The following is a 23,694-nucleotide window of genomic DNA, read 5'->3' as shown; positions in this document are numbered from 1 at the left end:
CGGAGTTTAGTGCATGGCCGATATCATCATCACCAACGGCATCGTCGTCACGATGGACCCGCAGCGCCGTGTCATCGAGAACGGTGCTGTTGCCATCGAGAAGGATCGGATCGTCGCCGTCGGCACCACGGAAGAAGTCCTAGCCGTCCATCAGGCCTCGACGATAATCGATGCCAGCCGCAAGATCGTCATGCCCGGCCTGATCGACGGACATGCCCATGCGGGTCACGGCTTCATCAAGACCATGGGTGGCGGCAACGGCGACGATTGGTACGAGGCCTGCCATCAGGCCTACACGGTTGCCTCGACACCGGAATTCTGGCGGGCCGAGGCCCGTCTCGCGGCGCTCGAGCGCCTGCGTTTCGGCGTGACGACGGGTGTCTCTCTCCTGGGCGGCGGCGACACGATCCTGCGCACCGACGAACCCGTCTATGGCAATGCCCATTGCGAAGGCGTGCGCGAGGTTGGCACCCGCTCCGTCGTCGCCGTCGGCCCGACCCGGCCACCGCATCCGCGCACCTATGCGCGCTTTGTCGACGGAAAGGCCGTCGAACGTCCGGTAACCTTCGAAGAGCAGTTCGAGACCTGCAAGACTCTGATCGAGACCTGGCACGGCACCCATGGCGGGCGGCTCAGCATCGCATTGATCACGCCGACCTTGCGCGCCGAGCACGCCGACGAGCTCGGACATGCGAACCTGGAGGAGGCCAGGCGCCAGGCGCGCATGACGGCCGATCTCGCACGCGAGGCGGGGCTCGTCTTCACGCAGGACGGGCACACGAAAGGCAGCGTTGCCTATGCGAATGAACTCGGAATCCTCGGGCCGAACTCTCTCCTCTCGCACTCCACGAACCTCACCGACGATGAGATCCGGATCGTTGCAGACACAGGCACCAGCATAGCCCACAACCCGAGCGCAATTGCGTCCATTCTCGGCCGTTGCCCGGTTCCTGAATTGCTGGAGGCGGGAGCCAACGTGTGCCTTGGATCCGACGCCACGGCACCCGACCGTTCCGGCGACATGTTCCGCCACATGCAGCAATGCATGCATTATCACCGAACCTATTTCAAGGATCCGACATGGCTTCCGCCGGGCCGGGTACTGGAGATGTGCACCATCGATGCTGCCAAAGCGCTCGGGATGGAGAAGGAGATCGGGTCTCTCGAAATCGGCAAGAAGGCCGATGTGGTGCTGCTCGACCTGCGGCGTCCGCATCTCTATCCGCTCAACATGCCGGTCTTCCGACTCATCTATTTCGCTAACGGCAACGACGTGGATACCGTCATCGTGGACGGCCGCATCGCCCTTCAGGACCGCAAGGCCGTCCTCGTCGACGAAGGCGAGATTCTCGACGACGCGCAGCGCGAGACCGAGGAGATGCTCGACCGCACCGGCTTCCGGTACATGCTGGAAACGCCCAAGATGTTCTGGCGTCATGTGAGGGCAACGGACCAGATCGGAACCTGATGCCCTGAGTTTTCCGGCGCGCTTATATGCGCCGCTTCTTGCGACTGCAACCGAACCAACCGTGCCGGTCATAATCCTGTGGCTGGAGGGATAAGTCATGCTCACGCGAAATGATCTCGAGGCGAAGAGGGTGGAGGCACTGCGCAGAAAAGCGCGGCACGGCTCTCTTGTCGTCTCCTTCACGATGGCATGCGTCATCCTAGCCGCGATAAACCTGCGCCCTGCCCTTACCTCGACTGCGACCATGGTGACCGAGATTCAGCAGAGTCTTGGCCTGAGCGGCGCGTGGATCGGCATTCTGACAACCATGCCCGTGCTCTGTTTCGGCATCTTCGGGCCGCTCGCACCGTTGCTTTCCGCAAGGTTTGGCCTTGAGCGCGCCATTGCGCTGCTCCTCACGGGCCTTGCCGCCGGGCTTGTCCTTCGCGTGTTGCCCAATAGCATGGCCCTCTTTGCAAGCACTCTCCTAGCCGGCGCGGCCATCGGCATGGCAGGCGTGCTGCTGCCCGTGGTGATCCGTCGCCGTTTTCCCCACCGCCTTGGGCCGATGACGGGCCTCTATACGATGATCCTGAGTGTGGGCGGTGCCAGCGCTGCGGGCCTTACGCCGATCTTCGAACGGGTTTGGCAATCATGGACACTGGCTCTGGCGAGCTGGAGCATCCCTGCCCTCGTCGCCGGTCTGCTGTGGAGCGGCCTCGCCTTTTCCCGGTCCGCAACGACCGGCACCGCGCCTCTTCCGCGCTTCTCGCTGCTGCTGCGCGACCGCCTTGCCTGGTATGTCACGGCCTTCATGGGGCTCCAGGCAGGTCTCGCCTTCATCGTTCTGGGCTGGCTGCCGACATTGCTGCGCGACCGCGGTCTCGACGTGCTGAATGCCGGCGTCGTCACCTCCGTGTCGATCCTGGCCCAGACGGTAACAGCCCTGCTCGTCCCATCGCTCGCAACACAGCGCGTTTCACCGCGGCTGCTGATCGTGCTTGTTCTCTCCGCCACCTGCATCGGCTTTCTAGGACTGCTCTACGCCCCGCTTCCGACGCGGCATCTTTGGGCGCTGATCCTCGGATTGGGCCAAGGCGGCCTGTTCGGTCTCGCGCTGCTCTTCGTCACCCTCCGGGCTCCGACCGCAGAGGTGACCGCGATGCTCTCGGGCATGTCGCAGAGCATCGGCTATCTCGGCGCATCCCTGTGTCCCTTCGCCGTCAGCCTGCTGCGGGGCGGGCCCGATCCCTTCATCGGCCCCGCCGTCATGGTGGCGGCGGTCACGGCTGCCTGTACCTGGTGCGGATTCAAGGCTGCCGCCCCGGCTTACGTGCTGCCGCACCTCAGACACGGCTGATTGACCCGGGCACTTTCTCGCATCTGCTTTACCAAGAGAGTCCATTGAGTTTCGGCTAAGGTATCCGTGCGCTGTCCTAGAAAACCGACCCAGAGCGTTTTTCGGCGAAGCGGATCCGGTTCGCTGTCAAAAAATGCGGCAAACCACAGAGAAGAGATGATTCCACATCAGTGGGGACAGCTCTAGCAGTCATTAGCGCATTGTACAGAACAGAGGATTCGCATCAGCGAAAAGTGTCTCCAGTTTTCCACGCGAGACGATGCGCTCTTCAAGAAGGGAAACATCGGAATAAACCCCAAAAGTAGATCCGACTTTTTGGTCCGATGCTCGAGAGCCAGGATATCGAGAAGCAGCTCAATCCTGGCTCAAGGAATGCGTCAGGTCCACTGTCGAACCTACTCCTCACGGAACGCTTTGGTCATATTGTCGGTGATGGGCTTGGTGAGATAGGAGAACACCGTGCGATACCCTGTTCGAATGAGGCCCTCCACCGGCATGCCTGGGACAAGCTTCAAGCTCCCGAGGCGGTCCCGCTCACCATCGGCAAAGGCCACCCGCACCGGATAATACTGTATGCCGGAGCGCTCGTCCGTCACCAGATCGGCCGCAATCAGGCTCACCCGGCCCTTGAGTTCCGGCGTGGTCCGCTGATTGAAGGCCGAGAGCCGCAGCACCGTATCCAGTCCGGTCTGCAGTTGATCGATATCCTGGGGCGACACCTTCACCTCGATCGAGAGTTCATCCGCCTCGGGAACGATCAGCATCAGCGGTTCCCCGGCATTGATGACGCCGCCAACCGTATGAACGATCGACTGGTGCACGACGCCGTCCTGGGGAGCGCGGATGTCGATGCGTTTCAACTGGTCCTCTGCGGCAACCTTGCGTTCGACGAGCTCGGCCATCTTGGCCTGAACCTCTCGCAGTTCCTTGGAGACCTCGCTTCTGAGATCCTGCTCGATCTGGATGATCTGGAGCTCCGTCTCGCTGATCCGGCCTTTGGCCTGTGCGATGTTCGAGATGAGCTGTCCGCGTTCTCCGCGCAGGCGTGTCTCTTCCCGCTTGAGCGCCGTCACCCGGGTGATCGGAACCAGATTTTTGCGCCAGAGCTGTTCGACACCGGTCAGTTCGTCCTGGATCAGTTGGATCTCATCGGCCTTGGCCGAGGCCTGCAACTTCAATCCATCGATCTGCTCCTGGAGCTGAGCGATGCGCTCGTTGAACTGCGCCTTCTGACTGGTCCGAACCGCGCGACGATACTCGAAGACATGAATTTCGCCCTGGATCAGCTTTGCAAGCTCCGGGTCATCAAGGCGGCTTTTCAACCCGGATGGAAAGGCAACTTTCTCTATCCCGTCGCGCTCGGCTTCGAGCCGGCTCTGGCGAGCGGCCAACTCGTCCAGGCTCTTGGCCACCATCGCAAGATTGGCTCGTGCCACCGTTTCATCGAGACGGATCACGACATCTCCGGATCTGACTCGGTCGCCGTCGCGAGCAAGGATCTCACCGACGACGCCGCCTGTCGGATGTTGGACCTTCTTGACATGGCTGTCGACCACGATCGCGCCCGGCGCCACTACGGCGCCGGAAAGCTCGGTTACGGCCGCCCAACCGCCGAGGCCGCCAACAAGGAAGAAGGCGGATGAGAGGCCGAGCAGCGAGTAACGGCGGATCGCCGTGCGGGCACTGACCTTGTTTGCAGACTTCATGACATCCCTCGAGATTTTAGACGACTTTCAGCGGAGCGACGGAAGCCACCCGTGGCTCGGGTGCTTGCGAAGCCGGAACCGGACGCAGCACCTTGCTCAGCACCTCTTCCTTCGGGCCGAAGCTTTGCACGCGCCCCTCGCCCATCACGAGCACCAGATCGACGCCGGCCAGCGCGCTCGGTCGATGGGCGATGACGATGACGATGCCACCGCGCGCCCTGATGCTCATGATCGCGGCCGTCAGAGCCTGTTCGCCCTCGTTGTCGAGGTTCGAGTTCGGCTCGTCGAGCACCACCAGGAAGGGATCGCCATAGAGGGCCCGTGCGAGAGCGATGCGCTGACGCTGTCCGCCCGATAGAGCGGTTCCGGCCTCGCCCACCTGGGTCTCGTAGCCGTCCGGGAGCTGGAGGATCATCTCATGCACATTGGCAGCCTTGGCGGCGGCGAGGATCGCCTCGGATTTTGGATTGGGCTCGAAGCGGGCGATGTTCTGCGCCACGGTACCGGCGAAGAGCTCCACATCCTGCGGCAGGTACCCGATGTGACGCCCGAGATTCTCCGGCAGCCATTGCTCCAGCGCTGCACCGTCAAGGCGGACCTTGCCGCGCCAGGTCGGCCACACGCCGACGATCATGCGGGCGAGCGAGGACTTGCCGGACGCGCTCGGGCCGATGATGCCGAGCCCGCTGCCGGCCTCCAGCTCGAACGCCACGTCCTGGACGGCAAAGCGCTGTCCACCCGGAGCACCGGCTCCTGCGTTCTCAATCGACAACACGGACTGGGGCGCCGGGAGTTTCAGGGGCTCCTCGGCATGTGAGTTCTCCTCAAGCAGAGTCTTGAGCCGCCGCCAGCCCTGGCGGGCACTGACGAAGCCCTTCCAGTTGCCGATGGCGAGTTCGACCGGCGCCATGGCCCGCGAGGTGAGGATCGAGCTGGCGATCATGATGCCGCCCGTGGCCTGGCCGTCGATCACCAGATAGGCACCGAGCGCAAGCACGGCCGATTGCAAGAGCATCCGCAGCACCTTCGACAGGGCGCCGAAACCGCCCGCCACATCGGAGGTCCGCTGCTGGTGAGCCAGATAGCTGGCATTGGCGTCGCCCCAGCGGACTCCAATCCGCTGGGCCATGCCCATCGCCTGCACGACCTCCGCGTTGCGGCGTGCACCCTCCGAGATTCCGTTGCGGACGAGGGCCGCACTCACGGCGGCTTTCGAGGCCTCCTTGGTCAGCAACTCGGTCAGCAGGGTGATGACCACGAGAAGCGATGCACCGCCCAGCGCCGCGAAGCCGAGCCAGGGATGGAAGGCGAAGCAGATGAACAGGTAGAGCGGCATCCAGGGCAGGTCGAACAGCGCCGACGGCCCGCCGCCGGCAAGGAAGGCCCGCAGCTGGTCGAGGTCGCGCAGGGGCTGCTGCCCGTCGCCATCGACCTTGCCCTTGAGAGGCGCCTTGAGCTGGCCCTGGAAGATCTGCTGGCTCAGATCCTCGTCGAGCGCTGCGCCGACGCGCGCCATGATCCGGCCGCGGAGCATATCGAACAGGCCTTGAAAGAGATAAAGCACCACGATGATGACGGAGAGGCCGACCAGCGTCGGAATGCTGCGACTGGGCAGAACCCGGTCATAAACCTCCATCATGAAGATCGAGCCCGAGAGGTAGAGCAGATTGATCAGGCCACTCAACACAGCGACGCCCAGAAAGGCACCGCGACAGGAGGCCAAGATACTGAGACGTTTTTTAAGCGAGCCGGTCATCGCCATTGCCTCGACGGATGGTGTCGTTGTGGTGCTTCGATTGAGTCTTGAGAAACTCACACCGATGTTTTGATAAGGATCCCGCCGGGAGCGTTGGGGGCATGCTCCCGGCGGGGCCATTCGATCTCAGGCCAACCGCATCAGAAGACGAAGTCGCTGTTGTCGAGATCGGATACCTTGACGCCCTTCAGGACGAGGATGTCGGAGCCGTGCACAATCTCGACGTTGTTGCCCGATTGCATCAGGCTCAGGTCGGACAGGCTGTCCACCCCGGACAGGCTTCTCGCATCGATCTTGTCGTGACCGTTGCGGAAGTCGGTGACGGTGTCCCAGCCACCGTTCTTCTCGAAGACGAAGGTGTCCTGGCCTGAGCCGCCGGTCAGCTTGTCATTCCCGGCCCCGCCCTTAAGGAGGTCGTTGCCAGAGCCGCCCTCGAGACGATCGTCGCCAGAGCCGCCCTTGAGGCTGTCATTGCCCGAGCCGCCATAGAGACGATCCTTGCCTTTGCCGCCGTCGAGATGATCGTCGCCGATCATACCCTTGAGCGTATCGTGGCCGTCTTCGCCCCAGAGCCGGTCGTTTCCAGACCCGCCATCAAGCTGGTCATTGCCAGACCTGCCGTAGAGCTTGTCATTGCCCGCTCCGCCGGAGAGCCGGTCGCTGCCTGCCCCACCGTCGAGTCGGTCATGGCCTTCCTTGCCCCAGAGCCGGTCGTGTCCAGACCCGCCGTAGAGCTTGTCGTGGCCGTCCTGACCCCAGAGCCTGTCATGGCCGCGACCACCCCACTTGACCTCGTTCACCGGACCTTCATCCACAGGAACCTCAACCGGAGGCTGCTGAACCGGGGGCTGCTGGACGGGCGGCTGCTCGACCGGAGGCTCCTCGACCGGCGGCTCCTCGACTGGAGGCTCCTCGGCCGTGCACTCCCGAACCATGGGCCGCTCGGAGCACGTATAGGTGATTTGATGGTCGGTGCTTGTCAGTGTGGTGATGCCCTCGTCGTCAGTCTCCTCCGTATAGTCGTCAATCGACATTCCCGGAGGCAGCTCGATCACATCCTGAGCGCGTAGTGTGCCCACGATGGTGTCCTTGCCGCCGTTGGAGCGGAAGACGATCCGGTGTGCCGAGGCCAAAGCCGAGATGTCCACCGTGTCGTCACCGGCAGTGCCGTCGATGGTGATCGTGTTCAACGCCAGACTGGTGGTCGTGAAATCACCGAAGATCTGCACCGTGTCGCCCGCGCCGGCACCTTGCGGGCCGCCGGGAACCGGGTCGGCCGTCTGGTTGCCGATGCGGATCTCCTCGATGTTGTCGAGCTCCGCGATGATCGAGGTGGTGCCCCCCACAGTACGGGTGACGACGATTTCCGTGTTCGCAGGCAGGCTCGGCATGCCGAGAACCTGTTCCCAATAGGCCTTCGTGTAGACCCGGAAGGTTTCCTGCTCACTTGCTCGCGTACCGACGGCGAACGTGTCAGTACCGAAGCTGCCATCGACCTTATCGTACCCGTCCGTATCGCCGGACCCATTGGCGTTCCAGACGATTCTGTCGTTGCCGGTGCCGGCGTTGACGACGTCATCGCCGGTACCTCCGGTGATCGAGTCATTGCCATCACCGCCATCGAGGGTGTCGTTACCCGAACCGCCGTTGACAGTGTCAGCTCCGCCGCCAGCAGCGACGATGTCGTTGCCGCCATTTGCGTTGAAGGTCGTACCGTTAGCATTACCAAGGAGGATGTCACCAACAATGGTGCCGTCGATTGATCCGGCGGTATCCCAAACGATGTCAACATCGGCAGAAGAGGTGAGGCTGCCGTCGCTGATCGTGTAGGTGAAGTCCTTGGTGTCATCGGTATCGGTTCGTGCGGCAGTAACGTCTCCCGAGGATGCAAAGGTGATGGAGAAGTTCGCGTCGTTCTCGGTTGCTCCGGTGACGTTCAGGACATTGCCCTCTGCATCCGTGTCGTTGGCCAGCATCATCCACTCAGGCACCAGGATACTCCCGGCGATGTTGGTGAACACGTTGTCGGTTACCGCGAGTGGAGCGTCGTTCAGCGCAGTCACGTTGACGGTCGCTGTGGCGACGTTGCTGTTCAGCAGGCCATCATTGACGGTGACCTGCAGGATACGGGCAGTCGTTGCCGGGTTCTCCGAGGTGTTGGAGTATCGCACCTGTTGGATCGCCGTCCGGTAGTTGGCGATGGATGATGTGCCGGTCAGATTCAGGATGATCTGTCCGGGAACAGTGGTGCTGTCGATCGACAACCCGATACCGCCTGGAAGACCGCCGGCGACCGACAGGACATCACCTGCGCTGGCATTGGTGAGAACGACCCGTGCCGAATTGATGGTTGTGCCATCATCTGTAATCACTGCACCGGCAGCAATTGCAATGGCAGGGCCATTTTCTGTGTAGGCGGTTACGTAGTTGTTACCCGGTGTCCCAGGAACAGTCGTGGTCGTGGTCGTAGTCGTAGCAATGTTGAAGTTGTCGATAGTGACTCGTTCGTTCGCGCCGTTGATTGCCGTTGAGACAAATCGGATGGCAGAATTTGCGCCAGCTCCGGTCAGGTTTAGATTGAAGGAACTTGATCCTGCGCCAGTGAAGAAGTTTCCGGAGTTGCTGTTGATCGTCTGCAATACGGTGTAGTTCCCTACTGCGAATGATCCGGTCTGAGAATATTGCACTTCGACCGTCTCGCCGGCGTCGAGATTCTCAATACCGTTCAAGCGATCATAGTCGAACGACAATGTCGCGTTTGTGACACCGCTGAGATTGACAGTGCGCGTGATCGACGCACCGTCGCCGGCGAGGAAGCGCAACTCGTTCGTGCCATTGCCAGCTCCTGCATCGATCTGGATCTGGCCCGTCGTCACGCCGTCGTCGTCATTGGTCTCGTCCCAAGGAGTTGCTGTCCAGTTCACAGAGCCGTTGCTGTTGCTGTGCGAAGCTGTGTCAAATGTATCGCGATAGGCCTGTGGGGTCGTCGTGGTGTTGGTGACGGTGACGTCGCCATGAAGATCCAGCGTCGGCGCCAGCAGCGAGATGTCCTGATCGGTGAAGTCCAGGATCTCGACATTGCGGATCGTGTCCCTGCCGTCGGTCGCGAGGCCGCGGACATGGTCCACGATTACCGTGCCGTCCGGATTGAAGGTGATGTCGTAATCGGCACGCGCACCGGAGAACACGGCCCTGTCGACATCGGCGATGCCGTCGCTGTCGGTGGTCTCGCCGAGCGCTTCCTGCGTCGTGCTGTTCCTGATCGTCCGCACGATGGCGAGCTGGCCCGGATTGATCGTGCCGTTGAACATGCTCGCCGCAAGGGTCGTCATGCTCTTGTGCAGCGCGATCGGTGTGCCGGTGTGCTCCGTATCGCCGGGTGCGAAGACTCCGATCTGCACATCGAGCCAGCTGTCGCCGTCGATGATGTCGTCGCCGGCCTGGCCCGTGATGCGGTCGCTGCCGTCGCCGCCCAGGATAATGTCGCCACCGTCGAACGACGTCACACCGGCGCCGAGCAAATCCTGAAGCCCCTTGATGAGAGCGATGCCCTCGGCGTCGAGCACGCTACCGAGATAGCCTGTGCTGCCACCTTGAGACAGAGGAGCACGGTCCGCAGCCACGTCGTTCGTGCCAGTCAGAATGTCGTTGAACTTCGTTCCCGAAAGGCCTTCCACCGACTCGTACTCATCCAGCGCTGCATTCTGCGGCACCGTCGGCGCCTCGTCGAAGATGATCGGGATGGAGAGGTCAGCGTTCACTCCGAGCGTATTGTCCTTGTAGGTCGCCCAGTCGAAGCCGGACATACCCACCATCTTGCCGCGGCCTGCGCTGCCCACCATGATGTCGTCGCCGCCTTCACCGATGAACTCGTCGAAGCCGCCATCGCCAAGGAACACGTCGTGGCCGTCGATACCATCATGCGCGAAGACTTCGTCGAAGTTGTCGCCCGGGGCACCGTCGAAGGTACCGGTTTCGATCCAGTCATTGCCCTCGTTGCCGAGGATCCGTTCGGCATTCTTGTTGCCGTAGATGAAGTCGTTGCCGGTACCGGCGAAGACTTCCGAGCCCATGTCTGTGCCGAGGAAGATGAAATCCTGGCCGTCATTGCCCATCACCAGGTCAAGGCCAGGACCGGCATGAACCACGTCGTTACCGGCGCCGGCCTTGATGTTGTCGTCACCGCCGCTGTCGACGATGATATCATCGCCGTCACCACCATTGATGATGTCGTTTCCGAAGTTGCCCTCGAGACGGTCGTTCCCTTTATCGCCGTAGAGCGTATCGTCACCAATACTGGCGATGATCGTATCGTTCGCGTCGGTGCCGCCGAGCACAACATGCTCGTCGCCGTTATAGCGCAGATAGTTGGTATCGGGTCCGGACGTTGCCGGATTGTTGCGAATGACCACCTGGCTCAGAATGCCGCCGCCTGTTGGATCGCCGGTCTCCAGGTCTCCATCACCATCAAGGTCGTTGAACTGCTTGGTTGCATCGACCTCGAGGATCAGGCCCGGTGTCGAGAACACGTCTGACGGCAGATGGGTCGCGTCGGTATTGCGCATGATCATGGCGGCGAAGGAATTATTCTCCATCTCGCCGAACAGATGCAGGCCGTCGAGACGCTGCAGGTAGTAGAAGCGGTCGCCGCTCTGAAGCTTCTCCATCTGAACTTCGAAGACGAAGTTGAAGGTGGAGCCGAGCATGCCGCCGAAGGGCATGATCTCTTCTGCAAGACCTCCGATCCAGAGGTCGACATTGTTGAGACCGCCGAGCGAACCGCCGGCATATTCACCGGTTGCATTGAGGAAATCGGCTGCATCGGCCGGGACCTCCAGGCCCCCGAACGACTGACCAAGGATCAGTGTCATCGCGGCGTCGCGCTTGCCCTCAACCGTGGTTTGGCTGGTAATCAGCTCGTGCGTTCCATAGGCTGCTACAAAGTTGATGATCGAGGCCTCATGCTTGAGATGCCCGGCGAAATCGACCCAACTCTCATAGGGCTTGAGCAGTACATCCTGGTTGGTGGCGGCATAGAATTGAGCGCGCGCCTCGTTGAGAGATGGCACGCCGGTGTCCCGGCCGCGGGCGAGGTTGATGGTCGCAAGATCGAGCGGCAGGCCGAGCAGGTTGTTGCGCAGCGCGGTCGTCACGAACTCGTCGATCTCATTGCCGACCTGCCGGGTCATGCCCCGGATGATGGCGCCGGCCGCGATGTCGTCGGTGATCGCATGATTGGAGTCGAAGTTGACCGGATTGAGGAAGCCGTCGATGAGGCCGATGTGGTTTCCAACGAAGGTGGGGCTAAAGCGGTCGATGGATTCGGTCAGCATCGAGTGACCGAACCGATACACGACATGTGCGAATTCCGCGATGATATCCGGGTTGATCGTGGTGTCGAACCCGTCGGGAACGAGGAATACGTTGATGTTGGGCTGGACCTTTCGGGCGAACTCCTCGAACACGAGATGCTGATACTGCATTTCGGTGCCGAATTTCGCCGCCTGGAACAGGCGCTCGCCATCCCAGACGAGACCGGTAAGAGAGGCTGGGACCTCGGTCACGTCGGACGCCAACCATTCGTTGAGGAAGGCCACGGCTTCGGCCTGAGAGGCACCATTGTCCAGCATTTCCTGGGCGTCGGCCAGGACGACCTCCTTGGTGTGCTCGACGAGCCGGTTATGTTCGGCATGGAACACATGGTGGACCGCCGTCAGGCCGATATTCTCGTTGACGCGGCCGTCGCCGGCGATGAAGTGCGCGTCAAGCAGTTCGTTGTCGTACTCGGTATCGCCGTTGCCCGGGTTGCCCAGGCCAATGGTGATATCGCCGTCGGCAATCTTTCCGATCGGGACAGCCTCATGGGCGATGTCCGCGAGGAAAGCGTGACCGGTGCGAAGGGCTCCCGCGACCGTCGGGTCGACCGGGCTGCCCGGCGTTCCGGAGATGACGATATCGTCGGCCGTGTTCGGGATGCCGTCAGCACCAATGCCTGTGATCACCTGCGCGTAGCCGGCCGCATTGGGGATGAAATTGCCATACTGGTCGGTTCGCAGGAGCGGCACGTTACCGACATCGAAGTCGGTCAGCTTGATGCCGAGCATGAGCGCTTGGGCCTTGACCTCGCCCCAGGTGGCCATGCCGCCATTGGCACCTTCGATCAGCATGCCGGTTGCGACGGGCCTCCCGTCTTGCACCTCATATTGACGCAGAAACACCTGATGCGAGGCATGCGAGGTGTAGGTCTGGTTCTGGTCGACATACGACGTTGTTGTGTTCACGGGACCGACATCGTCGGCCGTACCCATGATGTTGTCTGCTCCGGCAGAAACCGTCGCACGCGTCAGAACCATGAAATTCGTGTGGCTGCCTTCGACATAGAGCGGATCATCCGGCTGCAGCGGAATGAAGACGGTGCCGCTGCCGCCCTTGTTGACGAGATCGAGCCCGTGATCGAAGAACTGGCCGAACAGGGTGAACCATGAGTTGAACGGCGCCGACAGGCCTTCGTCCGGAGCGACCGCGGGAAGGTGCACGTTGTCGCCATCCATTGCGATGCCGAACGGCACAAGCGCCGTGTCACGCACGACCCGGGCAGCGTTCAGATTCGTCACCGTTACGGCATGGGCCGCGGTGGCCTCAGCCCACGCATCAAGGGCAGCTTGCTCCTCGGCGGACGGTTCGGTGTCGGGATCACCATCGCCCAGCTCCTCTGCCGCAGCTTTGGCATTCTGCATGACGACACGGGCCTGGTATTCCGCATCCCAGGCCGGCTTGAAGGCCTGGTAGATGGCCGTCACAGCCGGCAAGTCGGCCATCGGGTTGGCCGAACCGGCGCGTTCCAAGGCCGTCAGGATTGCTGCCGGATTTCCCAGTGTCTGATCGACGAGCAGATTGGAGATGGTGCGCAGGCTCGAGTCGAAAACGAGGGAATTAGGATCGTTCGATGGATTGTAGTTCGGGGCCGTCGGCATCGTGGGAGCCGGGCCAGGGCCATCGGGATCGAAGGTCGTTCCGTCTGCAGGACGATACACCGGCGTGAGCTGTTCGGGGAACGCGCGGCCCGCTGCACCCCACTGCTCCTGACCGGGGAGGAGGTGGTTGTAGGAACCGTCCACAGTCCGCAAACCCCATGCCACGTTGTAGGCAGGGATCAGGCCGTCCTCGCCATACAAGGGCTGACCCGCGGCATGCGCTTCAGCGATCTTGATTTGAGCGAGAATGAAGTCCAAGTCCGAACGAATATAGGCGACCATAATAAAGCCCTCAGCCCTATGTAATTGAGAAGGACACAATCATAATGAGCAGAAAGTCAGGCTTTTACTATTTTGACTGAGGTCTAACTCATGTTTTTCTAACGTCTTTACTCGACAGGACCAAAGTTAGTTGCGACGTCAGACTTTGGTTTGTCTCACTCGGATGCTTTCACGGCGCGTTCGGCTGGGAAGCAACTGCACGTCTGACTTTCAGTAAGAAAGGAGCGCCCTGGCCTTCGCCAGACCTCGCCCTTATCAACACTGGTTTGTAGCCACCAGGTCGCCTGTGAGCTCACCTTTCACCATATCGAACGATTGAGCGAACTGACTTCGCGGATCCGAACCGCTCCCGCCCTGACAATGACAGCGGGCCACCTCATGGAGTTGAGCATCAGCTGAGACCTCTACGCCGGTCTTAACGCTCCCGCTTTTTCCTCACGGGTGATTGGTCATAAGCTCAACAGCATCCTGCCTTTTGGGCTAGCTCTTTTTCGCCACCGAATGAGGTTCATAGTTCTCTTCATTTATATTGTTCTTTCACAAGAACATGGACATCATCTTTGGAATGGCTCAATTTTACGATCAAAAGGAGATAAGGCCATAGTACTCGCCGCATACACCGCGGTAGATAGGGCTCAACCTTCAAAGCCGATACATAATTCAACCAGCAAGACTCCAAAGAATGAAAAGATTTGACTGGGCAGTGATGACACTCGCTGCCCCAATATAATACGCGTGTTCAATACATGTTCGTCTTGGAGAGGAACTCAATGTTAAAGACGATTCGGGTAAGTATTGTCGACGATCAGCCTCTTTTTCGAGACGGTGTAATACATACTCTTAAGACGCAATTGGACATGGAAGTCGTGGGACAGGGAGCTTCGAAAAGAGATGCAATGCGAATAGCGCAGGAGAGCACACCAGATGTGATCATCATCGGCATGAGTTTACCGGATGATGGGCTTGAAACTTTCGACGCGATCATGACCAGTTACCCACTCGCCAAAGTATTGCTCCTCTCAGACATGTCCGACGAAGATCGGATCTGCGAGGCCATAACAAGAGGATTGCATGGCTATCTTCCGAAAAGCACTGGCGGCGCCGGACTGGTAGATGCAGTGCGAGCGTTAGACCAAGGCATAGGCTGTATCTCACCGACCCTTGCTCCAAAGCTCTTGATGTACAAACAGACCGCTCCAAACACGTCAAAACCCAGGGACCGGCTTAAAACCCTTACACCGAGGGAGCGGCAAATCTTATCAATGCTAACTGGCCTTAGTAACAGACAAATTGGTGACAAGCTCGAATTGAGCGAAGGCACCGTCAAATACTACGTCACGAGCATCATGAACAAGATTCAGGTCCGCAATAGGGTAGAAGCTGCTCTATTTGCTCGATCACAAGGTGTCACGCATCAAGGCTGTGATGAAGAGTACACAATTAGTGTCGATTTCGGGAACCTTGACACTAACGTGGTAGAATATCGATCTGACAATCGATTATCATAATTCTGACGAGACGGTACACGTTTTGATATCGCAGAAAGGCTTTGATTGGGCAGCGACATATCGAACTTCCGAAAGAGAACTGATCCATACCCTGCCGGCAAAACTTATTCCGCCGTTCTCCATGGGCGCAGATCCAAAGACCGAAGAAGTCTTCAAGGCATTGGTCTTTCGCCAACGCCGAGTCTCAGACATCGACGGGTCCAATAGACTACGCCTTCATTACTTGGGCGATAGCTTACCGAAGCGGTTGGCAGGATAATCCAGGAAATTCAGTGTAGCTTCACGCTGCTCTCGAACTCACCCCATAGCTGCGTGGGGATCAGCGCTGCCCCGACACGGTTCGTAGCGCTGAATTTCTTCAGGATGTTGGTCACGTGGAACTCGATCGACTTGTCCGTAAGATCCAACTTCTCGCTGACTTTACGAGTGGTCAACCCTTCGGAGATCAAGCTCAGTATACGTTTCTCAAGCTCAGAAAGCGATAAAAGCGGGTTTGCCTGCACCTGCGCATTATTCGACAATAAGCGTAATGCGAGGTCAGGAGACATGAATGATCCGCCGGCCTTCACGCTTGTCACGGCCATAATTATATCTCGAGCATCGATCCCTTTGAGGATATAGCCCACGGCGCCAGCCTCAAGTGCGCGCATCACGTCGTCGTCGTCCGCTGAAACAGTCAGCATTACGACCCGGGGAGCACTTGGAAGATCTCGGATCGCGCGTGCTGCCTCTATTCCATTTCCAGGCATCGATATGTCGAGCAAGATGAGATCAGGTGCGTGAATTCTCGCAAGCTCGATCGCATCCGTCGCTGAGGCACCTTCGCCAACGATCTCGATCATGGGGTCAAGTGCGAGCGCCCGTACAAGCCCAGCCCGCAACAGCGCATGGTCATCCACCACAACAATACGGGTTTTTTCAACCATCTTGGCTTTCCTCAGCGATAACAACGGTCATTTCAACTTTGGTCCCCCCACCCGCCCGCTGGCTCACGCAAAAGACACCGCCCAAGCTCTCGACTCTTTCTCTTAATCCGATAAGACCCAAGCCGAAATCCAGACCATTCATGCCGCTGGTGCTCATTCCTCCATCATCCTGCACGACTAGATTTAGAGCGGCGTCATCGAGCCTGCACATCACTGTCTGACCGTTGCCGCTCGCATGGCGGAAGGCATTGTTGAGCCCCTCCTGGAGGAAACGGTAAGCGCATATTTTGATCGCATCCGTGAGGACACCTGAAATCTCACCGCAATGAACGACAACCTTCGTTCCAGTGCGCCGCTCGTGATCAGAGACCACTCGTTTGATGATATCAGGGAGCGGCAATCCTTCTATCTCCGGCAGTATCAGTCCTTTTGATACAGTTCGGATGTCACGAAGAGCATCTGAGAGGACGCAGCTCAAGGCCCCCAGCTCCTTCTCCCGTTCCGCGGGTGCTTCGGCGCGCCTAACGTGCTCCACGGATAGGGCTGCCAAACCAATGAGCTGCGCAGGACCATCATGTAAATCCGCACCAATTCTCCGCAAATTGTTCTCGGTCAGCTCGGCAACCCGGCCAGAGGCACGCTGGGCCCGATCCTTGAGGATGCGGTTGTGTCGGTACATTTGTTCAATTTCTACCAATCGCTCTTCGAGTTGCCGCTTCTGGAGCAGGATAAGCTGGTTGCCCCGGTAGACGATACCGAACAGACCTATCATGATAAGCGAGGTTGCCCCCCCGATTGCCAACCAACTTTTGAGACGCAGCCACCAAAGCTCGCGCTCGAGGGATGCAGGACTCTCGTGAATCTCAGCGACGGCAATGACGCGGCCTGAGCGATCCTCGCGAATGGGAATGTAGATTTCTAGATACTTACTGCTGATCGCCCGGATCAGATGTTCTCGAGCATTCAAATCGATGTACTGTGCAGAAACCTCCCCTTTCAGGGCTCTTACAAGTCCGTCGGGCGGAGGGAATCTCTGACCAACCAAACCTGGTGTCGTTGAATAGGCGACGAGTCCACCCTCCCTCCAGATCTCTAGATACGGGAACCGCTGCCTAAACTGATCTGCTCCAAGTAAACGATCCAACTCGGCTGCCTGCTTGGCAGGCAAGACTTTCTCTGTCACCAGGTCTTGAGTGAGCGGCTCGAGAATGCTGTCCAGGAGGAGAGCCGTTGCAGAGGCAGTGTTCTCGATTGTTGCTTTCGATACAATCTCGGCCGTGAACAAGCCAGCGGCCATCATTGCCACAAGCATAATGACGCTGCCAGTCAGTGCGAACTGGCGGGTCAGGCTCGCGGGAACTCGACTTAGACTCCGGCCGTGCGTCCTTGTCGGTGACACCCACTCTGACATCGTTGCCCCGAATGTGGCCCCAGGAAGCGTGAAGGTACATAGGGGTAAGTTTTCCTGCAATCGACCTTGGTCGGATACGGGACTGGACTTTCGTCCAGACGAGTAGCCTTCCTTGCAATAGAGATGCAGAACAAGACGGATCGAGCTTCTGCGGGAATCTCCAAAAGTTCTGTCTATATAATGCTTTAGCACCGAGTTGGGCCGCGCCGATTTGTCGACTCAGCCTCATATGGCCAAAGATGGGATGCTTGATTTGCGAGATATCTCTGTCGAGTTACTCCTTTCGATCGCGCTATGCTGTTCGTGAAATGGGCGCTACCCCGGCACCCGGAAACATTCTTCAGGCGCGCTTCCCGGGGATCATAAGCATCATTCGGACCTCTCAGCGGCACCTATCGGAACAGACCGTTTCCCACCCGGCAGACTTTAGTTGGCACTCCATCGGACTTCAGTCCGTATTGCACCCCACCGCTGATCCACTCATCGTTAAGATGGTCGGAAATGGCTGTTGTCACGGGGGCTTCAATGGTTGCAGACAGACAATGCAGTGGTGCACTTCCGTTTCCACGATGCTGGGCAAACCTCACTGACACTTTCGACACAAGGGTCACTCCAGACTTAGCTTCATTACCTCCAGGGCTTTCAGGATGGACTTCGGTAACGGCCCGATCCGGAGCAACGTCTCCAGATTATGGTCAATTCTTCACGTCAGCCCTCGAGCGCCTGCAGGCCGAGCGGCGCTACCGCGTTTTTGCCGATATCGAGCGCTTGGCCGGCCGCTATCCGCAGGCGATCTGGCATGCCCCGGACGGTCCCCGTCCGATCACCGTCTGGTGCTCCAACGACTATCTCGGCATGGGCCAGAACCGGGACGTCACCCGCGCCATGGTCGAGGCCGCCTGGCGCCTCGGCACCGGCGCCGGCGGCACCCGCAACATCTCCGGCAACAGCAATCCCATCGTGACGCTCGAGGCCGAGCTCGCCGACCTGCACGGCAAAGAGGCGGCGCTGGTCTTCACCTCGGGCTATGTCTCGAACCAGACCGGCATCGCGACGCTGGCCAAGCTGATCCCGAACTGTCTGATCCTGTCGGATGCGCTCAACCACAACTCGATGATCGAGGGCGTGCGCCAGTCCGGCTGCGACAAGGCGATCTTCCGCCACAACGATCTCGAACATCTGGAGGAGTTGCTCCAGGCCGCCGGCGAGAGGCCGAAGCTGATCGTGTTCGAGAGCGTCTATTCCATGGATGGCGATATCGCGCCCATCCGCCAGATCTGCGACCTGGCCGAGCGCTATGGCGCCATGACCTATATCGACGAGGTCCATGCGGTCGGCATGTATGGCCCGCGCGGCGCTGGGCTGGCGGAACGCCTCGGGGTCATGCACCGGATCGATGTGATCGAGGGCACTTTGGGCAAGGCGTTCGGCGTCATGGGCGGCTATCTGACCGGCACCCGGGCCGTGATGGATGCCATCCGCAGCTTCGCGCCCGGCTTCATCTTCACCACCGCCCTGCCCCCGGCCGTCGCCGCGGCCGCCACCGCCTCGATCCGGCACCTCAAGAGTTCACGGACAGAGCGGCAGGCCCAGCAGCTTCAAGTCGCCAAGGTCAAGGAAGCGCTGATCCACGCCGACCTGCCGGTACTGGCGACCCCCACGCATATCGTGCCGGTGATGGTCGGCGATGCGGAAGCCTGTAAGGCGGCCTCGGACCGGCTGCTGAACAAGCACGGCATCTATATCCAGCCGATCAACTATCCCACCGTGCCCCGCAGCACCGAGCGGCTGCGCATCACGCCCGGTCCTCTGCACTCGGACGATCACATTGCGGCCCTCACGGAGGCCTTGACTGACACCTGGAAGGCGCTCGGCCTCTCCTTCCGGGGACTCGTGCTCGATGCGCGAGAGCGCATGAAAACAGCTCGGCGAGTGGGGCGCAGACAGTGATCCGTACTGCTCTTCTCCTGCTCACAACACTGACCGCCGGCGGTCTCTGGTACGTGTTGGCAGGAGCGGAAGGACAGGCCTCGGCTCGAGCCTCCGTGGCCAAAGTACTAGGGACCTCAAGTCAGACTTCCGAGCCTCCGGCATCAGTCCAGACTTCGCTCTCGCAGAAGAGCCCACCTTCAGTCGCCGTGATCACTGCTCCTGTCCGGGCAAAGGCGATACCTATCACACGGACGAGCATCGGCTGGATCGAACCAACGGCACGGGTTACTGTGCGGGCCCGCATCGATGGCACCATTGTTGAGCGGCACATTCATGACGGCGCAGAAGTTGCTGCTGGGGATCTTCTGTTTCGCCTTGACGATCGCGAACTCCAAGCGCAGATCGCTCGCGGCGAAGCAGTTCTGAATCGCGACCGAGCCGTGCTGGCCAAAGCGCAGGCTGCGCTCAAGCGAACCCAGGAGTTGCTGGCCCGCTCCGTCGCCACCCACACCCAGGCCGAAGAGGCCGCCGCCGAGGTCAGGATTGCCGCGGCGAATGTTGCCGCGAGTGAGGCGACCCTGGACATGGATCGGACCAGGCTGGGGCACACTCGGATCACTGCCCCGATCAGTGGACGTGCCGGTGTCGTGCAGGGGAGCGAGGGCCATGTCGTGCGCGGCTCCGATCCATCCGGGGATGGATTGGTCACCATCACACGGATATCACCCTTGCAGGTCTCGTTCTCCTTGCCTGAGCACGACCTTCCTTTGCTACGTGCGGCCCTTGCGGGCTCCGAGGACAAGGGCCGCGTTCGAGTTTTTGCCGGTCGGGACGGTCAACTCTCCGCAGAGGCGGAGCTGACATTCATCGACTCGTCGGTCGATGTCGGTTCAGGCACCATTCTCGTCAAGGCCACCCTGAAGACCTATGACGGACTATGGCCAGGTCAGTATGTTCGTGTTGAACTGACGCTCGGTATGAATCCCCAGGCGGCGGCCGTTCCCCTTGTCGCGCTGCAGACGGGACACAGCGGCCCTCATGTCTTCGTCGTTGGAAGGGGCGATATCGTCGAGATGCGGCGGGTTCAGCCTCTCGATACAAACCATGACGAGGCCGTCATCACCGAAGGGCTCACGCCCGGCGAGCGCGTGGTGGTCGAAGGCCAGGCTCGCCTGCGCGACGGCAGTTTGATTGTGGAGGCGGCCTTGGCCCCAGCACCGGTGTCTCAGGGCTCCCGCACCGCCGATGCCCGGCCCGTGCGCCCATGAATGTTTCGGCCCCCTTCATCAGACGGCCCGTTGCCACACTCCTGCTGACTGCGGCCCTGACCCTTACCGGACTTCTTGCCTATCGGCATCTCTCTGCTGCCGCCCTGCCCCGCATTGATATCCCCACCATTTCCGTCTCGACCTCGTTTCCCGGTGCGAGCCCCGAGACCATGGCGACCAATGTCTCGACGCCATTGATCAAGGAGTTTTCGACCATCCCGTCCGTTCGGGAGATCAGTGCAACCAATATTCAGGGCGCGTCCTCGATTACTCTGGAGTTTGCGCTTGAGCGCGACATCGATATGGCGGCGGCAGATGTCCAATCCGCCATCGCCCGCGCGCAGCCACAGTTGCCGATTGAGATGGCGAGCCCGCCAATTCATCGCAAGCTCAACCCTGCGGACGCTCCGGTCGTGCTGATTGTCCTCAGAAGCGACACGTATCCTCTGTGGCGGCTCGATGCGTTCGTTCGTACCGTGATCGCCCCACGCTTGTCTGCGGTTGCCGGGGTCGCCCAGGTCACAATATCCGGCAGCCAAAAGTATGCGGTACGCATCCAGCTTGATCCGCTGACCCTAGCGGCCCGTGGCATCGGCGTGGACGAGGTGGAGCGCGCCGTCCGCGCCGCCAACGCCCAGACGCCCGTCGGCTCTCTCTCAAGATCAGACCAGAAGCTCACCATCGAGGTCTCAACCCAGCTCGGTGACGCACGCGCCTGGCGCGATCTCATTGTCGCGAACCTCAAGGGACGGCCTGTTCGCTTGGGCGACATCGCCAATGTGATCGACTCCGTTGAGGACGATCAGCGCGCCAGCTGGCACAATGGCTCACCCGCGCTAGTTCTGGCAGTGCAGCGCCAGCCCGATGCCAGCACGATTGAAGTGGTGGACCAGATTCGGGCAGCCCTGCCCGGTATCCAGGAGGAGCTCGGGCCTGGCGTATCCCTCACGACGATGAATGATCGCTCTGTTTCGATCCGCGCAGCCATCCAGGATGTCACCTTCACCTTGGTGCTCACCATCGGTCTCGTCTGCGCCGTCCTTTATCTCGGCATCGGCCGTCTTGCCACAACTCTGATCCCCAGTGTCACCATCCCGGTCTCGATTGTGGCCACCTTTGCGGCCATGTACGCCCTCGGTTTGTCCCTGGACAACATCACGCTGCTGGCCCTGACCCTTTCGGTTGGTCTCGTGGTTGATGATGCCATCGTGGTGACCGACAACATCGTACGGCACATTGAGGCTGGAACACCGCCCCACACGGCAGCCCTGAAGGGAGCGAGGGAGGTTACCTTCACGGTCATGTCGATCACTGCATCGCTCATCGCGGCGTTCATTCCATTGCTGCTGATGGATGGCGTGGTCGGGCGCATTCTCAGCCCATTCGCCATCACGGTCTCGATCTCCCTGGCGATTTCCGCTCTGATATCCTTAAGCCTTAGTCCAATGCTCGCCGCCCGTCTGCCCGGTGCCAGACAGCAGGAAGACGACCGCCACAACCTGGCGTATCGTGCGATGTCGGGACTGACACACTGCTATGGCGTATGCCTCGGCTTGGGCCTGCGGTTTCGTTTACTGATGCTGATCCTGTTCCTCGTCAGCCTTGTCGCCGCCGGCTGGATGTTTCGAACCATTCCCAAAGGCTTTCTCCCGCAGGAGGATATCGGACAGGTCATGATCTCGACCCGCGCGCGCCAAGACGTCTCCTTCCCGGCCATGGTCGAGTTGCAGCGGCAGGTCGAACAGGTGCTGCGCGCCTCCCCTCACGTGGCCGAGGTGGTTTCAGAGATCGGCGCGACAGCCACCACAAGCCTCAATGAAGGGCGTCTGTTTGTGGAGCTGAAAGCCAAGGCCGAGCGGCCACCACTCTCGCAGGTGCTGATGGATTTGCGCCGGGATCTGGATCCGCTACCCGGAGTCGAGAGTCTTGTCACAACTGCCCAGAATGCCCGGATGGGAAACCAGTCTGGCCGAAGCGCATACCAGCTTACAGTGCAAGCTCAAACCCTTGCTGAGCTGCAGCACTGGTCCGCACGGCTCGCTCATCGGATGAGCCAGGATGACATGTTCATCGCCGTCCAGGCGGATGCACAGGAGACAGCCCTGCACGCCGCCATCCGCGTCGACCGTGATAAGGCACGCCAACTCGGAATCACGACCGAGCAGTTGCGCTCCACTCTGCACACCGGTTTCGCTACGCGGCAGGCCGCGACGATCCGCGACAGTGCGGACAGCTATCAGGTTCTGATCGGGTTTGATCCCCGCCTTGCCCGAACGATGAACCCACTCGAGCTCGTGACCATTCGGTCGGCAAGCGGCGTTCTGGTCCCGCTTTCATCCTTTGCCACCATTGAGCGAACGGCGAGCCCGCGCTCCATCACCCAGCTGGGGCAGCGGCCGGTCGTGACGATCTCCTTCGATACACCGACGGGGGTTTCGCTTGGTGAAGCCGTAAATCGGATCAAGGCTCTCAAGGTCCAAGAGGGCGTTCCTGCAAGTGTAACGACCGGATTCGCCGGAACGGCTCGCGTCTTCCAGGACATGGTGCACAATCAGCCGCTGCTGCTCGCGGCGGCGATCCTGACGATCTACATCGTCCTTGGCATGCTGTACGAGAGCCTTGTACATCCCATCACGATCCTGGCTGGGTTGCCGGCCGCCGCCATCGGAGCGGTCGCCGCTCTCCACCTATATCAGATGGAATTGGACATTATGGGGCTGATTGGCATCCTGTTGCTGTTCGGGATCGTCAAAAAGAATGCCATCATGATGGTCGACCAGGCGATTGTCCGTCAGCGAGAAGGCCTCTCACCGTCTGATGCAATCCGGGAGGCCTGCCTGATCCGCTTTCGCCCGATCATGATGACCACTGCCGTGGCGCTGGCTGGTGCCATTCCGATTGCCATTGGTTATGGCGCAGGCTCTGAGCTCCGTCAGCCGCTTGGAGTCGCGGTAATTGGGGGCTTGGTCGTGTCACAGTTGCTCACTCTCTACATCACGCCGGTACTGTACCTTTACCTGGAGAAGATCTCTGACGCTGCACGGCGACTGTTCTGGATAAGCAAAAGACACCCAGCATAGCGGAAGATTCTATGCGGGTCGGATGTCGGTCCTCGTACATCATC

Annotated in this window: 11 protein-coding genes; 6 read left to right on the top strand and 5 right to left on the bottom strand. The window is 60.1% G+C overall.

Annotated elements, in window-relative coordinates:
- Positions 1-13 precede the first annotated feature (13 nt).
- Entirely contained in the window at positions 14-1,468 is a 1,455-nt protein-coding gene (locus JO965_RS11725; RefSeq protein ID WP_203443779.1) for an amidohydrolase family protein, read from the top strand.
- Between the two features lie 97 nt (positions 1,469-1,565).
- Complete coding sequence (locus JO965_RS11720) at positions 1,566-2,807, top strand: MFS transporter (protein ID WP_203443778.1); 1,242 nt, start codon at positions 1,566-1,568, stop codon at positions 2,805-2,807.
- 395 nt (positions 2,808-3,202) lie between these two features.
- On the opposite strand, the gene JO965_RS11715 is transcribed toward JO965_RS11720, so the two are convergent.
- The 3 genes from JO965_RS11715 to JO965_RS11705 form a co-directional block, all read right to left on the bottom strand.
- Positions 3,203-4,513 carry an HlyD family type I secretion periplasmic adaptor subunit gene (locus JO965_RS11715; protein WP_203443777.1) on the bottom strand — a complete coding sequence of 437 codons (1,311 nt, stop codon included), beginning with the start codon at positions 4,511-4,513 and terminating at the stop codon, positions 3,203-3,205.
- Positions 4,514-4,529: 16 nt separating this feature from the next.
- Positions 4,530-6,269, bottom strand: coding sequence for a type I secretion system permease/ATPase (locus tag JO965_RS11710; protein ID WP_203443776.1), 1,740 nt, complete (start codon positions 6,267-6,269; stop codon positions 4,530-4,532).
- A gap of 140 nt (positions 6,270-6,409) precedes the next feature.
- The gene (locus tag JO965_RS11705; RefSeq protein ID WP_203443775.1) at positions 6,410-13,525 is read right to left on the bottom strand and encodes a peroxidase family protein; all 7,116 of its coding nucleotides are present in this window, start codon (positions 13,523-13,525) and stop codon (positions 6,410-6,412) included.
- A gap of 770 nt (positions 13,526-14,295) precedes the next feature.
- On the opposite strand from JO965_RS11705, the gene JO965_RS11700 reads away from it, so the two are divergent.
- Positions 14,296-15,033 carry a response regulator transcription factor gene (locus tag JO965_RS11700; RefSeq protein ID WP_203443774.1) on the top strand — a complete coding sequence of 246 codons (738 nt, stop codon included), beginning with the start codon at positions 14,296-14,298 and terminating at the stop codon, positions 15,031-15,033.
- A gap of 269 nt (positions 15,034-15,302) precedes the next feature.
- On the opposite strand, the gene JO965_RS11695 is transcribed toward JO965_RS11700, so the two are convergent.
- Both JO965_RS11695 and JO965_RS11690 read right to left on the bottom strand, forming a co-directional pair.
- Positions 15,303-15,959 carry a response regulator transcription factor gene (locus JO965_RS11695; protein ID WP_203443773.1) on the bottom strand — a complete coding sequence of 219 codons (657 nt, stop codon included), beginning with the start codon at positions 15,957-15,959 and terminating at the stop codon, positions 15,303-15,305.
- Complete coding sequence (locus tag JO965_RS11690) at positions 15,952-17,271, bottom strand: sensor histidine kinase (protein WP_203443772.1); 1,320 nt, start codon at positions 17,269-17,271, stop codon at positions 15,952-15,954. The genes JO965_RS11695 and JO965_RS11690 overlap by 8 nt, the downstream gene beginning before the upstream one ends.
- An 822-nt stretch (positions 17,272-18,093) precedes the next feature.
- On the opposite strand from JO965_RS11690, the gene hemA reads away from it, so the two are divergent.
- Genes hemA through JO965_RS11675 form a run of 3 tightly spaced genes read left to right on the top strand, consistent with a single transcriptional unit; the run spans position 18,094 to position 23,650 of the window.
- The gene (hemA, locus tag JO965_RS11685; RefSeq protein WP_246776875.1) at positions 18,094-19,320 is read left to right on the top strand and encodes a 5-aminolevulinate synthase; all 1,227 of its coding nucleotides are present in this window, start codon (positions 18,094-18,096) and stop codon (positions 19,318-19,320) included.
- A complete protein-coding gene (locus JO965_RS11680; RefSeq protein ID WP_203443770.1) occupies positions 19,317-20,570 on the top strand; it encodes an efflux RND transporter periplasmic adaptor subunit in 1,254 nt (417 codons plus the stop codon). The genes hemA and JO965_RS11680 overlap by 4 nt, the downstream gene beginning before the upstream one ends.
- Positions 20,567-23,650 (top strand): efflux RND transporter permease subunit, encoded by a 3,084-nt coding sequence (locus JO965_RS11675; RefSeq protein WP_203443769.1) that lies wholly within the window; start codon positions 20,567-20,569, stop codon positions 23,648-23,650. The genes JO965_RS11680 and JO965_RS11675 overlap by 4 nt, the downstream gene beginning before the upstream one ends.
- The last annotated feature ends 44 nt before the right edge of the window (positions 23,651-23,694 follow it).

This window comes from Microvirga sp. VF16 (genome assembly GCF_016864375.1).
Lineage (GTDB): Bacteria > Pseudomonadota > Alphaproteobacteria > Rhizobiales > Beijerinckiaceae > Microvirga.
The sequence above is the reverse complement of the archived record's forward strand: the minus strand, read 5'-3'. Positions and strand labels throughout refer to the sequence as shown.

What these genes read in the sequence shown, in the direction of transcription:
- JO965_RS11700 (WP_203443774.1), top strand. Translation starts at nt 14,296, where the DNA reads ATGTTAAAGACGATTCGGGTAAGTATTGTCGACGATCAGCCTCTTTTT.
- JO965_RS11715 (WP_203443777.1), bottom strand. Translation starts at nt 4,513, where the DNA reads ATGAAGTCTGCAAACAAGGTCAGTGCCCGCACGGCGATCCGCCGTTAC.
- JO965_RS11720 (WP_203443778.1), top strand. Translation starts at nt 1,566, where the DNA reads ATGCTCACGCGAAATGATCTCGAGGCGAAGAGGGTGGAGGCACTGCGC.
- JO965_RS11710 (WP_203443776.1), bottom strand. Translation starts at nt 6,269, where the DNA reads ATGACCGGCTCGCTTAAAAAACGTCTCAGTATCTTGGCCTCCTGTCGC.
- JO965_RS11725 (WP_203443779.1), top strand. Translation starts at nt 14, where the DNA reads ATGGCCGATATCATCATCACCAACGGCATCGTCGTCACGATGGACCCG.
- JO965_RS11690 (WP_203443772.1), bottom strand. Translation starts at nt 17,271, where the DNA reads ATGCTTGTGGCAATGATGGCCGCTGGCTTGTTCACGGCCGAGATTGTA.
- JO965_RS11705 (WP_203443775.1), bottom strand. Translation starts at nt 13,525, where the DNA reads ATGGTCGCCTATATTCGTTCGGACTTGGACTTCATTCTCGCTCAAATC.
- JO965_RS11675 (WP_203443769.1), top strand. Translation starts at nt 20,567, where the DNA reads ATGAATGTTTCGGCCCCCTTCATCAGACGGCCCGTTGCCACACTCCTG.
- JO965_RS11695 (WP_203443773.1), bottom strand. Translation starts at nt 15,959, where the DNA reads ATGGTTGAAAAAACCCGTATTGTTGTGGTGGATGACCATGCGCTGTTG.